The sequence below is a fragment of the Amaricoccus sp. genome (assembly GCF_017993425.1).
GTDB lineage: Bacteria > Pseudomonadota > Alphaproteobacteria > Rhodobacterales > Rhodobacteraceae > Amaricoccus.
The window spans coordinates 67466-80553 of record NZ_JAGOMQ010000019.1; the positions used below are offsets into that span (position 1 = coordinate 67466).

At 73.8% G+C, this 13088-nt stretch carries 14 protein-coding genes; 6 read left to right on the forward strand and 8 right to left on the reverse strand.

Annotated features, from left to right (window positions below):
- Positions 1–121: 121 nt before the first annotated feature.
- Complete coding sequence (locus KBB57_RS10895; protein WP_290749811.1) at positions 122–364, reverse strand: hypothetical protein; 243 nt, start codon at positions 362–364, stop codon at positions 122–124.
- Between the two features lie 190 nt (positions 365–554).
- On the opposite strand from KBB57_RS10895, the gene KBB57_RS10900 reads away from it, so the two are divergent.
- The 6 genes from KBB57_RS10900 (at position 555) to KBB57_RS10925 (ending at position 6284) form a co-directional block, all read left to right on the forward strand.
- Complete coding sequence (locus tag KBB57_RS10900) at positions 555–1361, forward strand: transglycosylase SLT domain-containing protein (RefSeq protein ID WP_290749813.1); 807 nt, start codon at positions 555–557, stop codon at positions 1359–1361.
- On the forward strand, positions 1361–3469 hold the full coding sequence (gene flhA, locus KBB57_RS10905; RefSeq protein ID WP_290749816.1) for a flagellar biosynthesis protein FlhA: 2109 nt from the start codon (positions 1361–1363) through the stop codon (positions 3467–3469). Before KBB57_RS10900 ends, flhA begins: the two co-directional genes overlap by 1 nt.
- A 13-nt stretch (positions 3470–3482) precedes the next feature.
- Positions 3483–4262, forward strand: a complete 780-nt coding sequence (locus KBB57_RS10910) for a flagellar biosynthetic protein FliR (RefSeq protein WP_290749819.1) — start codon at positions 3483–3485, stop codon at positions 4260–4262.
- The gene (locus tag KBB57_RS10915) at positions 4259–5347 is read left to right on the forward strand and encodes a flagellar biosynthesis protein FlhB (RefSeq protein ID WP_290749822.1); all 1089 of its coding nucleotides are present in this window, start codon (positions 4259–4261) and stop codon (positions 5345–5347) included. Before KBB57_RS10910 ends, KBB57_RS10915 begins: the two co-directional genes overlap by 4 nt.
- Positions 5344–5739: a hypothetical protein gene (locus tag KBB57_RS10920; RefSeq protein ID WP_290749825.1), complete on the forward strand. Its 396-nt coding sequence runs from the start codon at positions 5344–5346 to the stop codon at positions 5737–5739. Before KBB57_RS10915 ends, KBB57_RS10920 begins: the two co-directional genes overlap by 4 nt.
- Positions 5740–5867: 128 nt before the next feature.
- Entirely contained in the window at positions 5868–6284 is a 417-nt protein-coding gene (locus KBB57_RS10925; RefSeq protein WP_290749828.1) for a DUF1810 domain-containing protein, read from the forward strand.
- Between the two features lie 9 nt (positions 6285–6293).
- On the opposite strand, the gene KBB57_RS10930 is transcribed toward KBB57_RS10925, so the two are convergent.
- The 7 genes from KBB57_RS10930 to KBB57_RS10960 all read right to left on the reverse strand — a co-directional run.
- Positions 6294–8165 (reverse strand): glycosyltransferase family 2 protein, encoded by a 1872-nt coding sequence (locus KBB57_RS10930; RefSeq protein WP_290749855.1) that lies wholly within the window; start codon positions 8163–8165, stop codon positions 6294–6296.
- Positions 8166–8352: 187 nt separating this feature from the next.
- Positions 8353–8667 (reverse strand): type II toxin-antitoxin system RelE/ParE family toxin, encoded by a 315-nt coding sequence (locus KBB57_RS10935; RefSeq protein ID WP_290749857.1) that lies wholly within the window; start codon positions 8665–8667, stop codon positions 8353–8355.
- A gap of 3 nt (positions 8668–8670) precedes the next feature.
- Positions 8671–8931 (reverse strand): type II toxin-antitoxin system ParD family antitoxin, encoded by a 261-nt coding sequence (locus KBB57_RS10940; RefSeq protein WP_290749832.1) that lies wholly within the window; start codon positions 8929–8931, stop codon positions 8671–8673.
- A gap of 75 nt (positions 8932–9006) precedes the next feature.
- The gene (gene recN / locus KBB57_RS10945) at positions 9007–10659 is read right to left on the reverse strand and encodes a DNA repair protein RecN (protein WP_290749835.1); all 1653 of its coding nucleotides are present in this window, start codon (positions 10657–10659) and stop codon (positions 9007–9009) included.
- Between the two features lie 22 nt (positions 10660–10681).
- Positions 10682–11494 carry an outer membrane protein assembly factor BamD gene (locus tag KBB57_RS10950; protein WP_290749838.1) on the reverse strand — a complete coding sequence of 271 codons (813 nt, stop codon included), beginning with the start codon at positions 11492–11494 and terminating at the stop codon, positions 10682–10684.
- A 178-nt stretch (positions 11495–11672) separates the two neighbouring features.
- Positions 11673–12590 carry a UDP-3-O-acyl-N-acetylglucosamine deacetylase gene (gene lpxC / locus KBB57_RS10955; RefSeq protein WP_290749840.1) on the reverse strand — a complete coding sequence of 306 codons (918 nt, stop codon included), beginning with the start codon at positions 12588–12590 and terminating at the stop codon, positions 11673–11675.
- A gap of 290 nt (positions 12591–12880) precedes the next feature.
- A partial coding sequence (locus tag KBB57_RS10960; protein ID WP_290749842.1) for a hypothetical protein occupies positions 12881–13088 on the reverse strand: 208 nt, incomplete at its 5' end.

The window sequence follows — 13088 nt, forward strand, 5'->3', positions numbered from 1 at the left end:
GCGGGCCGCGGAACGCTTGAGCCGGATCGAAGCAGCCGGCGTTGCGCCCGAGGCGCACGACGCCGGTTGTCGGGGCGTCCGACGGAGCCCGTGGACCTGGGGGGCGCTCGCCGCCGCCGGCTCAGGCCCGGAAGGCGCGGAGGCGGCGGCGGGCGCCGAGGCGGCCTTGCGGGGCGCGGGCGAGGCGGTCGATCCGGGCGCCGACGGCCTCGAGGAACATCCGCTCGCCGATCGGAAGCCCGGCCTCCGCCACCGCGTCGTGCAGCACCGCCGTGGCGGCGGCGCCATGCGCCTCCATCAGGCAGAGCGCGCGTTCACGCACCAGTCGCCCGTAGGCCAGGCGCTCCTCGAGCTGCTGTCGCACCGTTACCCCCTTACGCTACCCCGTTCAAATGATGCGCCCGGCGCGGGGTTGCATCAATCTCGTGGTTATCAATGGGTTAACGCCAGCGCGCCAGGCGACGCGGCTGGCGGGCCGCGGGACGGCGCTAACGGCTCGGTAACCTTCGGGGCGCTAGTGCTCGGGCGGACTGGCTCGAGGAGAATCCCGGCTCATGCTTCGCCCGCTCGTGCTCGCGGCCGTGCTGACGGCGGCGTTGGGGCCCGTGGCCGCGGCGGCGGAGGAAATTCCGGAGCCCGATCACGATGCGGCGCTCTGCGAGCAGGCGATCGTCAACGGCGCGCGTCGGGGCGGGGTGCCGCCGGAGGTGCTCTATGCCGTCGCGCTCACCGAGACCGGGCGCAAGTCGGGCGGCCGGATCCGCCCCTATCCCTGGGCGATCAACCGCGAGGGCCAGGGGCACTGGTTCGAGACGCGCGAGGAGGCGCGCGCCTTCGCCGAGCAGAGCCTCGCGGAGGGGCGGAAGTCCTTCGACGTCGGCTGCGTGCAGATCAACTACCGCTGGCACGGCCACGCCTTCCCGAGCCTCGACGACATGTTCGACCCGGAATGGACCGCGACCTACGCCGCGCAGTTCCTGCGCACGCTCTACGAGGAGCGCGGCGACTGGTCGGCGGCGGCGGGGGCCTATCACTCGCTGACCGAGGACAAGGCGGCGATCTACCGGGCGCGCTTCGACAAGCTGCTCGCCGGGCTCGATCCCGCGGCGCTGACCGCCGACGAGGCGCTGCTCGCCAGCGCGCAGGAGGGCGCGCCGCGGAGCTCGCGCACCTCGCGGCGGCGGGCGGAGCGGGCGGCGACGGCGCAGCGCATCCGCACCGGGCCGCCGCCCGCGCCGGTGATGGGCAGCCTCGCCGGCGTCGCCGCGGTGCCCGCCGGCCCGGGCCTCCTCACCGAGGCGGCGCCGATGCTCGGGCAGGGCGCCCCGCTGCTGACCTCCGCCGCCGGGAGCCTGTTCTGATGGCGGCGGGGGCGGCGCCGCGGTTCGAGGTCAGCGCGCTCTGGCAGCCGACGGTGCTGCTGGCGCTGGCGCTGATGGCGGTCATCGCGATGATGGTCCTGCCGATGCCGGCCTTCGTGCTCGACCTCGGGCTGGCGGCGTCGTTCGCGATCGCGATCCTGATCTTCACCATCACCCTCTTCATCAACCGGCCGCTGGATTTCTCCTCCTTCCCGACGATCCTGCTGGCGAGCCTGATGCTGCGGCTGTCGCTCAACGTCTCCTCGACCAAGCTCATCATCGGGCATGGCCACGAGGGGACGGCGGCGGCGGGGCATGTGATCGAGGGCTTCGCCATGTTCATCATGGGCGGCTCGGTGGCGATGGGGCTCGTCGTCTTCATCGTGCTCCTCATCGTCAACTTCATCGTCATCACCAAGGGCGCCGGGCGGATGGCCGAGGTGGGCGCGCGCTTCGCGCTCGACGGGATGCCGGGCAAGCAACTCGCCATCGACGCCGACATGGCGGCCGGCGCGATCAGCCACGAGCAGGCGCGGGAGCGGCGGCGGATCGAGCAGGAGGAGACGACCTTCTTCGGCTCGCTGGACGGCGCCTCGAAGTTCGTCAAGGGCGACGCGGTGGCGGGGCTCCTGATCACGCTGATCAACCTCGTGGTCGGGCTCGCCATGGGCGTGCTCGTCCACGGGATGCCGATCGGCGAGGCGTTCCGCACCTATTCCATCCTCACCGTCGGCGACGGGCTGGTGACGCAGATCCCGGCGGTGATCATCTCGATCGCCGCCGCCATGCTGCTCTCCAAGGGCGGGCTGGTCGGCTCGACCGACCGGGCGCTGATCTCGCAGCTCGGCGGCTATCCGACGGCGCTCGCCACGGTGGCGCTGCTGATGGCGCTCTTCGCCTTCATCCCCGGCCTGCCCTTCGTGCCCTTCATGATCGGCGCGACCGCGCTCGGGGCCGCGGCCTGGGTGGCGCGGGGCGAGGAGGCGAAGCGGGCGGCGGCGGCGACGGCGCCGGAGAAGGACGCCGCGGCGACGCCGGCGGGGCCGCGGACCAGGTCGCTCGGCGACGTGCTCGACATCGACGAGATCCATATGGAGTTCTCGCCCGGACTGGTGCCGGTGGTGATGGACGCGGCTACCGGGCTCGACGCCCGCATCGCCAACATGCGCAACCACATCGCCGCGGAGTTCGGGCTGATCCTGCCGGACATCAGGCTGACCGACAACGCCGGCCTGCCGGCGGGGACCTATGCGATCCGGCTGCAGGGCGTCGAGGCGGCGCGGGCCGAGATCGAGACCGACCGGGTGCTGGTGCTGCTGCCCGAGGACGGCGCGGCCGCGCCGGAGGGGCGCGACGTCGCCGAGCCGGTCTACGGCGCGCCGGCGCGGTGGATCCCGCCCGCGCGGCAGGAGGAGGCGGCGCTGCTCGGGCTCGCGGTGGTGTCGCCGGTCGAGGTGGTGGCGACGCATCTCCTGGAGGTGGTGAAGGGCAATTTCGGGAGGCTCTTCAACCGGCGCTGCCTGCGGCGGCTGCTCGACGAGTTCGTGTCGCCCTCGGACCCGAAGCGCGCCGAGGCGAACAAGCGCATCTACGAGGAGTTCGTCCCGGACAAGTTCCCGATCGACACCTTGCAGGCGGTGCTGCGGCTGCTGCTGGAGGAGCGGGTGTCGATCCGCAACCTGCCGCTGATCTTCGAGGCGATCGCCGAGGTCTATGCGCCGAGCGTCGGGCCGGAGGCGATCTGCGAGCATGTCCGGCACCGGCTGGGCTTCCAGCTCGTCGCCGGGCTGCAGGAGGCCGACGGGGCGCTGCCGCTGATCCAGCTCGCGCCGGCCTGGGAGGAGCTGTTCCAGAAGCACCAGCTGCCCGAGGGCTCCGGCGTCGTCGACGTCGCGCTGCCGCCGGCGGAGTTCAACCGGCTGGCCGCGGCTGTGGCCGAGAAGATCGCCGCCGCCGGGGCGCAGGGGCGCTATCCGGCGGTGCTGACCTCCACGCGGCGGCGGCGGTTCGTGCATACGGTGCTGAGCGCCAAGGGCATCCGCAACCCGGTCCTGTCGTTCGAGGAGATCGGCACGCGGTCGCGGCCCGCCGTGCTGGGGCTGGCGTGATCGAGGGGCTGGCATGATTGAAGGGCTGGCCCGCGTCCTCGACCTGACCGAGGCCGGGCTTGCGGTCGCGGTGCTGGTCTTCGTTCGGGTCGGCGCGGTGGCGGCGCTGCTGCCGGGCTTCGGCGAGCAGATGATCCCTGCCCGGGTGAAGCTCGCCGCCGCGATCGCGCTGACGCTGGTCGTCGCGCCGATGGTGGCGCCCGAGGCGGCGCGGATCGACCCGGCGCGGCCGTTCTTCCTCTTGATGCTGATCGAGGCGGGCGCGGGGCTGCTGGTCGGCGTCGCGGTGCGGCTGCTCGTCCTCGCGCTCCAGCTCGCCGGCTCGATCGCCTCACAGTCGACGGCGCTGGCGCAGATCTTCGGGGCGGGCGCGACGCCGGACCCGATGCCGGCGATCGGCAACCTGCTGACGCTCGCCGGGATCACGCTGGCCGTCGTCGCCGACCTGCACGTCAAGGCGGCGATGGCGATCGCGGGCTCCTACGACGTGCTGCCGATCGGGGCGGCGCTGCCGGCGGCCGACGTGCTCGCCTGGGGCGTGGCGCGGGTCGGCGCGGCCTTCGCGCTCGGCTTCACGCTGGCCGCGCCCTTCGTGATCGCCGCCTTCGCCTACAACGTCGCGCTCGGGGCGATCAACAAGGCGATGCCGCAGCTGATGGTGTCGTTCATCGGCGCGCCGGCGATCACCGCGGCGGCGATCCTGCTGCTGCTTCTCGCGAGCCCGCTCATCCTCACCCACTGGCGCGGCGAGCTCGACGCCACGCTGGCCGCGCCGCTGGCGACGCCGCGATGAGCGGCGAGGATTCCGGCGAGAAGGTCCACGATCCGACGCCGGAGCGCCTCGCCGAGGCGCGACGCAAGGGCGACATCCCGCGCTCCGCCGACGCCAACGCCGCGGCGGCCTATCTCGGGCTGCTCGCCGCCGTCGCCGCGATGGGGGCGTGGAGCGTCACCGGGGCGGCGTCGACGCTGATGGTGTTCCTCGACCAGCCGGACCGGCTGGCCGGGCTGATCCTCGGGCCGGGCGGCGCCGGGCTCTCGGCCGCGATCATCGGCGAGGCGGCGCGGGCGCTCGCGCCCTTCTTCCTCGCGCCGCTCGCCGCGGTGCTGGTGAGCCTCTTCGCGCAGCGGGCGATCGTGTTCTCGACCTCGAAGCTGGAGCCGAAGCTGTCGAAGCTGTCGCCGCTCTCGAATTTCAAGCAGAAGTTCGGACCGAGCGGGCTCGTCGAGTTCGGGAAGTCGGCGGTCAAGCTCGTCGCCATCGCCTGCGTGCTCGTCGCGATGCTGAGGGACGACATCGACGGGATCGTCGGCGCGGCGACCGCGGATGCGCGGGTGCTGGGGGCGCTGCTCGCGCAGGAGCTGGTCGAGGTGCTGACCGCGGCGAGCCTGATCGCGGTGGCGATCGCCGGGGTCGACCTCGTCTGGCAGCGCTTCGACCACGCCCGCAAGCTCCGCATGTCGCTGGAGGAGATCAAGGAGGAGGTCAAGCGCAGCGAGGGCGATCCCCACGTCAAGGCGCAGCGGCGGGCGCGCGCGGAGTCGATCGCGACGAACCGGATGATGCTCGACGTGCCGAAGGCGGACGTGGTCATCGTCAACCCGACCCACTACGCGGTGGCGCTGCGCTGGTCGCGGGCCAAGGGCTCGGCGCCGGAATGCGTCGCCAAGGGAGAGGGCGAGGTGGCGCTGCGCATCCGCGAGGTGGCGGCGATCGCCAGGGTGCCGATCCATTCCGACCCGCCGACGGCGCGGGCGCTGCACGCGACGGTGGAGATCGGCCGGGAGATCGCGCCGGAGCATTACCGGGCGGTGGCCGCAGCGATCCGCTTCGCCGACCGGATGCGCAAGGCCGCCCGGGCGCGGGGCGAGGCATGACGCCGGCGCGGCTCGCCGAGCTGCTGGCGCTCGCCGGGACGCGGAAGGCCCGCGCCCTGGCCGAGCTGGAGGCGGTGGCCTCGGCGGACCGGCGGCTGGCGGAGGAGTTGGCCGGGCTCGCCGCCACCCATGCCCGGGACATGGAAGGCGAGGTCACCGCCGGGGACCTGCCGGCGATCGGGCGCCGCCTCGCCTGGGCGGAGGCCCGCTCCGCCGCCGTGCGGGCAGAGCGGGCGCGGCTCGCGCCGCTCCTCGCCGCGGCGCGGGCCGCGGCGGCGGTCGCCGTCGGCAAGCACCGGGCGCTGGAGGAGCTGCTGGACGGGGCGCGGCTGGAGGCCCGGCGGCGGACCGAGGCGCGGGAGGAGCGGGACGCGCCGCCGCGGGAGGGGTGAGCTCGGGAGGGGTGAGGCCCGCGTGTTCACGCGTGAAAATTGCCTAAGCCATTGATTCTATGTAATCGTGAACGAGACCTTGCCCGGGCTTTCGTGGTAGGATGGGTCCTTCTGGACGGGAGCGGCGGATGCGGCGGCAGGGGCTCGGGGAATTCGTGGCGGCGCAGGACCGGGTCTGGCCGCAGGTCGAGGCGGAGCTGGCCGCCGGGCGCAAGGCCAGCCACTGGATGTGGTTCGTGTTCCCGCAGGCGGCCGGGCTCGGGCGGTCGGAGACGGCGCGGTTCTACGCGCTCGACGGGCTGGCGGAGGCGCGGGCCTATCTCGCGCATCCCGTGCTGGGCCCCCGGCTGCGCCGGGCCGTCGACCTGATGCTGGGACATGCCGGCGAGGACGCGGCGGCGATCCTCGGGGGGATCGACGCGATCAAGCTCCGCTCCTGCCTGACGCTCTTCGCCGAGGCCGCGCCGGAGGAGGAACGCTTCGCCGCGGCGCTGGCCGCGTTCTACGACGGGCCCGACCGGGCGACGCTCGACCTGCTGCGGTAGGCCGGCGGCTCACCGGGGCGGGGTGTGGCCGTGCTCGGTCTTCTGCCAGTGGAACGGCGCGTGGACGACCTCGGCGAGCGCCCGCCAGGCCGCAGCGGCGCCCAGGAGGCTGTAGACGGGCTGGAGCGGCAGCCAGCGCAGGGTGGCGAGCCGGTCGGTGTCCCGCAGCGCCACGACCACGCAGGCGAGCCAGACGAGGCTCCCGGCGGCCAGCGAGGCGATGACGCCGAGGCCCGCCCAGCGGGGGACCTCGGAGAGGAGCGGGATCGGGACCCCGGCCATGCCGGCGAGGAGCCCGAGGAGCAGCGGCGCGCCGAGATAGGAGGCGACGCTGCCGAGGAGGATGATCTGGAAGCCGGCGAAGCCGAGCGGGCCGAGCTCGCGCCAGAGCGCCACTGGCTCGCGCATGTGGACGGCCCAGGTGATGGCGTAGCCCTTGAGCCAGCGCGAGCGCTGGCCGATCCACTTGCGCATCCCCGAGCAGTTCGCCTCCTCCTCGGTCGTCGTCGGGATCATCTCGGTGCGGTAGTTGAGGCGGGCGAGGCGCATCCCGAGGTCGGCGTCCTCGGTGACGTTGTGGGCGTCCCAGCAGCCGGCGTGCTCCAGCGCGGCGCGGCGGAAGAACACCGTGGTGCCGCCGAGCGGGATCGGCAGCCCGAGCCGGGCGACGCCCTGCAGGAGCAGCCGGAACCAGACGGCGTATTCCACGGTGAAGAGCCGGGCCATCCACCCGGCTTCGGCGTTGTAGAAGTCGAGGTAGCCCTGCACGCAGGCGACCTCGGGCGGGGAATTGGCGAAGTGGTCGACCACGGCGAGGATCTGGCCGCTATGCGGCAGATCCTCGGCGTCGTAGACCCCGACGATCTCGCCGCGGCAGAACGGCAGGGCGTAGTTCATCGCGCGCGGCTTGGTCTGGATCGTGCCGCGCGGCACGGTGACGATCTCGACCGTCGGCGGCAGGCCGGCGGCGAGGAGCGCGGCCCGGGTGTCGACGTCGCCGGCCTCGAGCACCAGCTTCACGTCGAGGAGGGCGGCGGGGTATTCCATGCGCCCCAGCGCCGCGACCAGCTGGCTGGCGACCGCGGCCTCGCCCTTGAGCGGCACGAGCAGCGACACCGGCGGCCGCTTGCGGTGGTCGGCGAGGCGCGGGCCGGGCGGGCTGGTCCGCGGCGGCCCGAGCCGCCAGCGCACGACGAGCGCCGCCGCGCGGAGCGCCGTGGTGGCGAGGTTGGCGAGGAGCGCCAGCGCCAGCAGGAGCCGGAGCGCCACGAGGGGCGCGAGCGCCGCGCCGAGCGCGAGCGCGGCGACGAGGAGGGCCTTGCGGGGGCTGAGCCCGGCGCTCAGCATGTCGCGGCAGCTGAAGCGCGCCGGGCAGCGCCGCTCGGCGTCGGCGGTCATGCGGGCGCCGAACTGGCGGCCGATGGCGCGGCGGATGGCGTCGGCCGGGGCGATGGCGAGCGCCGCCGGGGCGCCGGGCCCGGCGAGGGCCTCCAGCGCCGCGGCGCCGTCGTCGGGGCTCGCGATGGCGATGACGCGGCGGCCGGCGTGGCGGCGCCAGGGGATCGCCTCGAGGCGCAGGCAGAGATAGGGGTCGACGCCGCGGGCGAGCTCCGGCTCGGGCGGATTGGCGTCGAGGTCGGCCGGGCCGAGGTTCGACTGCGCGGAGAGCGCCTCGACGAGATCGGCGCGCGAGATCAGCCCGTCGACGAGCAGGATATGGCCGAGGCGGACGTCGCATTCGCGCTGGAGCGCCAGCGCGCCGGAGAGCTTCTCCGGGGCGAGCTTGCCCGCGCGGACGAGGACGTCGCCGAGGAGCGGGCGCGCGGCCGGCTCCGCCTCCCGCCCGGCGGGCGCGGCGTCGGCGATCCGGAAGGACAGCACCTGCGCCAAGACCGATACCTCCCCCTTGCCCCGGCAGGGACCGTGGCGCGGATCGGCTTAAGAAAGGGCTAATGCGGGTGGATCGTCGGGGGCGGCGCTTGGGTGCTGAGGCGGGGCGGGCGGGGAAGCGACTGCTTTTCCTCGGGTGGCGGGGTCAGGAATTTCTAACCACGGGTGCAGGTGGCGCTCATCGGCGGCGGTGGATCACGGAGATCCAGTCGGCGCCTCCGTAGCTGATGGCGTGGACGAGGACGGTCCGGCTCGCGTCGTCCGCGGTGAAGGCGACGACGGCGCGGCGGCCGGCGGGAATGGCGCGCAGGCCGGGGGCGATCTCGTGGCGCAGCGATCCCTTGTGCGGCGTGTCCGCGAGGGCGCGGACGGCCGCCTCGATCTCGGCGAGACGCCGTTCCGCCGCCTCGCGCCCGCTGTGGTCGGCCACGAGGCGGAGAATGCGGAGGAGATCGTCCCGCACCCCGGGGTGGAAGGCGAGACGGTAGGACAGCGGTCAGCCGTCCTGCAGCAGCGCCCGCGCGGCGTCGAAGGCTTCGGCCGGATCGAGGTAGTGCGACGTCGGGGTCTGGAGCCGGGCCCGGATCTCCTGCGCCATCGCCTCGAGCGCGGCCCCGCGGGCGGAATCGTCCTCCATCATCTGCTCGATCGCCGTGGCGACCGCGGAGCTGGCGGAGGCGTAGACGCCCTGCTCCACCTTGGCGAGGAGGAAGGCGTGATGGCGGTCGGTGAAGCTGAGCGTGGTCTTGACGGTCATCTGCGGGTCCTTGGTATGACTTGGTCATATATCATGGAGCCGAGAGCGGGAACAGGCCTGTTGCGACGCCGGGGGTCAGCCGGCGAGGAGGGCGCGGGCGGCGGCGCGGGCGGCGTCGGTGACGACGTCGCCGGCGAGCATCCGGGCGATCTCCTCGACGCGGGCGTCCGGGCCGAGGGGCAGGACCTCGGTCAGCGCCCGCGTCGCCGACATCCGCTTGCCGACCTGCCAGTGCGCGACGCCGCGGGCGGCGACCTGGGGGGCGTGGGTGACGACAAGGACCTGGGTCGCCGCGCCGAGGGCGGCGAGGCGGCGGCCGACGGCGTCGGCGGTGGCGCCGCCGACGCCGCGGTCGATCTCGTCGAAGATGAGGGTGATCCCGTCGGCGCGGGCGCTGAGGCAGACCTTGAGCGCGAGGAGGAAGCGCGACAGCTCGCCCCCCGAGGCGATGCGGCCGATCGGGCCGGGCGCGGCGCCCGGGGCGGTGGCGACGAGGAAGGCGACGCGGTCGGCGCCGTCGGGGCCGGGCTCGGCCCCGGCGATCTCGGTGGCGAAGCGGGCGCGTTCCAGTTTCAGCGGCGGCAGCTCCTCGGCCATCCGGGCGTCGAGCCGGGCGGCGGCCTCGCGGCGGCGGGCCGAGAGCGTCGCGGCGGCGGCGGCGTGGGCATGGTCGGCGGCGGCGAGGGAAGCGGCGAGCGCGCTGACGCCGGAGGCGCCGGCGTCGAGGGCGTCGAGGCGGGCGCGCAGCCCGGCGGCGAGATCGGGCAGCGCCTCGGGGTCGACCTGGTGCTTGCGGGCGGCGGCGCGGAGCGCGAAGAGCCGCTCCTCGACGCGTTCCAGCTCGCCGGCGGCGCCGGACTCGGCCTCCAGCACGGCGGCGAGGGCGCCGGTCGCCTCGGCGAGCTCGGCCAGCGTGCGGGGCAGGGCGTCGAGCGCGGCGTCGAGCCCGCCCTCGGCCTGCGGCGCGGCACGCTCCAGCCAGCGCATCGCGTCGAGGAGGCGGCCCTCGGCGCCGTCGGGCCCCAGCGCCTCGGCGGCGCGGGCGACGTCCTCGCGGATGCGCTCGGCGGCGCGCAGCGCGCGGCGGCGGGCGTCGAGCGCGGCCTCCTCGCCGGGCTCCGGGGCGAGGCGCTCCAGCTCGGCGGCGGCGTGGCGCAGGTAGTCGGCGTCGCGGCCGGCGGCGGCGAGGCGCTCCCCGGCCTCGGCGAGGGCGCGGGCGGCGGCGGCGCGGGTCGCCCAGGCGGCGCGGACGGCGGCGAGGTCGGCCTCGGCCCCGGCGAAGGCGTCGAGGAGGGCGCGGTGGCCGCGCGGGTCGAGGAGGCCGCGGTCGTCGGCCTGGCCGTGCAGCTCCACCAGCGTGTCGGCGAGCGCGCGCAGGGTCTCGACGGAGACGCGGCGGTCGTTGACCCAGGCCTGGCGGCGGCCGTCGGGGGTGGCGGTCCGGCGCAGGATCAGCGCCTCCTCGGGCGCGGGCAGGCCGGCCTCGGCGAGGACGGCCTCGGCCGGGTGGCCGGGGGGCAGCAGGAACTCCGCGGTCACCTCGCCCTGGCCGGCGCCGGCGCGGACCAGCTCGGCGCGGCCGCGCCAGCCGAGGACGAAGCCGAGCGCGTCGAGCAGGATAGACTTGCCGGCCCCGGTCTCGCCGGTCAGCACGTTGAGGCCGGGGCCGAAGCGCAGCTCGGCCGTCTCGATCAGCACGACGTCGCGGATGGAGAGGGCGGCGAGCATCAGCGCGAGCCGGCGCGGCGGCTCAGCGCCACTTGCCGAGCACGACCTGCCGGTAGGTCCGGTTGAGCCAGCCGTCGCCCACGTTGGCCGGCCGGAGGCCCTTGCCCTGCAGGAGCGCGTAGCTGTCGGCGTACCACTCCGAGCCGCGGAAGTTGTGGCCGAGGATCGCCGCCGCGGTCTGGGCCTCGGCGGTGAGGCCGAGCGAGAGATAGGCCTCGACCAGCCGGTGCAGCGCCTCGGGCGTGTGGGTGGTGGTCTGGTATTCCTCGACCACGACGCGGAAGCGGTTGATCGCGGCGGTGTAGTGGCCGCGGCCGAGATAGAAGCGGCCGACCTCCATCTCCTTGCCGGCGAGATGGTCGAGCGCCAGCTCGAACTTCATCTGCGCCGAGGCGGCGAAGTCGCTGTCGGGATAGCGCTCGATGATGTCGCGCATCTCCTGCAGCGCCTCGAAGGTGTTCGCCTGGTCGCGGCCGATGTCGACGATCTGGTCGTAGTAGCTGAGCGCGATCAGGAACTGCGCGTAGGGCGCGTCGGCGTCGGCCGGGTAGAAGGCGAGGTAGCGGTCGGCGGCGGCGCGGCTCTCGGCGTAGAGCGAGCCCTCGTGGTAGGCGTAGGCGGACATCAGCATCGCCCGCTTGGCCCATTCGGAATAGGGGTAGAGCCGCTCGACCTCGTCGAACATCTCGGCGGCGTCGCGGGGCTGGTTGTCGGCGAGCAGCGCCTCGGCGTCGAGGTAGATGTCCTGCGCCGACCGCCCCTCGATGGGCGGCGGACGGTTGCGCGAGCAGCCGGCCGCGAAGGCCGCCAAGGCGACCAGGACGACCAGCGTCAAGCGGTGTCCAGTCTTCCGCGCGCCCGGCATGCCTTCCCTCGACAGTCGCCGGGTCCGGACTTTCGCCCCCCCGGCCGGCGGTTCAGTTAGCATGATCCTACGGGGTGGAAAAGCGGAAGCGCACCCCCTTGGCGGGAGTGCGCCTCCATTCGCTGCTCGGTCTTCCTGCCGTGAAGTCTCAGCTCGCCCGCCGCAGGTCGGCGGCGACCACGCCCGCGCCCGGGAGCTGGCGGGCGGTGTCGGAATCGAGCGCCGCCTCGGCCCAGGCGCCCTGCGTGGCGAAGAGCTTGCGCAGGAGGGCGTTGGTGACGCCATGGCCGGCGCGGAAGCCGCGATAGGCGCCGAGAATCGGCGCGCCGGCCAGCGCGAGGTCGCCCACGGCGTCGAGCATCTTGTGGCGCACGAACTCGTCCGAGCGGCGCAGGCCCTCGGGGTTCAGCACCTCGTCGCCGTCGACGACGATGGCGTTGTCGAGCGAGCCGCCGAGCGCCAGCCCGTGCGCCTGCATCGCCTCGACGTCGGCGCGGCGGCAGAAGGTGCGGCAATCGGCGAGCTCGCGCACGAAGACGCCGTTGACGAGCGGCAGCTTCAGCGCCTGCCGGCCGATGGCGGCGTCGGCGAAGTCGATCTCGAAGCCGACGGTCAGCATCGGCGCGGGCGCGATCTCGGCCCAGGCGCCGTCCTGCGAGACGCGGACGGGCTCGAGCACGCGCACGGCGCGGCTCGGTCCGGGCAGGTGGCGCAGGCCGGTGGCGACGATCTTCTGGACGAAGCGCGCGGCGCTGCCGTCCATGATCGGCACCTCGGGTCCGTCGATGTCGACGATCACGTTCCAGACGCCGGTGCCGGCCAGCGCCGCCATCAGGTGCTCGACCGTGGAGACCGAGACGCCGGCGGCGTTGGTCAGCCGGGTGTTGAGCCGGGTGTCGCTGACGAGGTCGTAGCGCGCGGGAATGACGTTGTCGCGGTCGGAGACGTCGGTGCGGCGGAAACGGACGCCGCCGGTCGCCGCCGGACGCAGGAGCATCCGCACCGGCCGGCCGCTGTGCAGCCCGGTTCCGACGAACGCGATCTCCTGCTTCACCGTAGTCGGCATGGCCCAAGTCCCCATTCTTCTCGCCCGTGGCCTCTCGTTCGGGCCCGGCTGCTCGCAGGATCAAGATAGGGACGGGGGTTCAGGGGAACAAATCAAGGATTGTGACTGATTGTAACAGGGGGTTATTGCGTTGAAAGATATTGGGAAAAGGCGATAAATGGCGCGCTGCGCGACGGCGGCGGCGAGGGTCGACCCGCGGCGGCGTCCCGCCTGGCGACGGCTCCCGCAGGTTGACATGCGCATGTCAACCTGCTCGACGCGGAGCGGTCGGGGCAGGGAGCGCGCAAGCTTCAAGTGAGTCGAACGGCGCCGCGAAATGCGGCGCTGATGATTATGCAATGATTTTCACCGTTTATATTCAAAATATTTGTAAGAGACCCCTGCGAAACTCGTTGATTCCCTTGGAGATCCCGATGGGTTAGGATCTCGGGATGAGAGAGAGCTTCGCGACGCAACCCGCCCTTTTCGCCGGCCCCGAGCTGCTGGATCACCCCGCGC

Coding starts and splice junctions, on each gene's coding strand:
- KBB57_RS10900 (WP_290749813.1), top strand. CDS start 555: ATGCTTCGCCCGCTCGTGCTCGCGGCCGTGCTGACGGCGGCGTTGGGG.
- flhA (WP_290749816.1), top strand. CDS start 1,361: ATGGCGGCGGGGGCGGCGCCGCGGTTCGAGGTCAGCGCGCTCTGGCAG.
- KBB57_RS10910 (WP_290749819.1), top strand. CDS start 3,483: ATGATTGAAGGGCTGGCCCGCGTCCTCGACCTGACCGAGGCCGGGCTT.
- KBB57_RS10915 (WP_290749822.1), top strand. CDS start 4,259: ATGAGCGGCGAGGATTCCGGCGAGAAGGTCCACGATCCGACGCCGGAG.
- KBB57_RS10920 (WP_290749825.1), top strand. CDS start 5,344: ATGACGCCGGCGCGGCTCGCCGAGCTGCTGGCGCTCGCCGGGACGCGG.
- KBB57_RS10925 (WP_290749828.1), top strand. CDS start 5,868: ATGCGGCGGCAGGGGCTCGGGGAATTCGTGGCGGCGCAGGACCGGGTC.
- KBB57_RS10940 (WP_290749832.1), bottom strand. CDS start 8,931: ATGACCGTCAAGACCACGCTCAGCTTCACCGACCGCCATCACGCCTTC.
- recN (WP_290749835.1), bottom strand. CDS start 10,659: ATGCTCGCCGCCCTCTCCATCCGCGACGTCGTGCTGATCGAGACGGCC.
- lpxC (WP_290749840.1), bottom strand. CDS start 12,590: ATGCCGACTACGGTGAAGCAGGAGATCGCGTTCGTCGGAACCGGGCTG.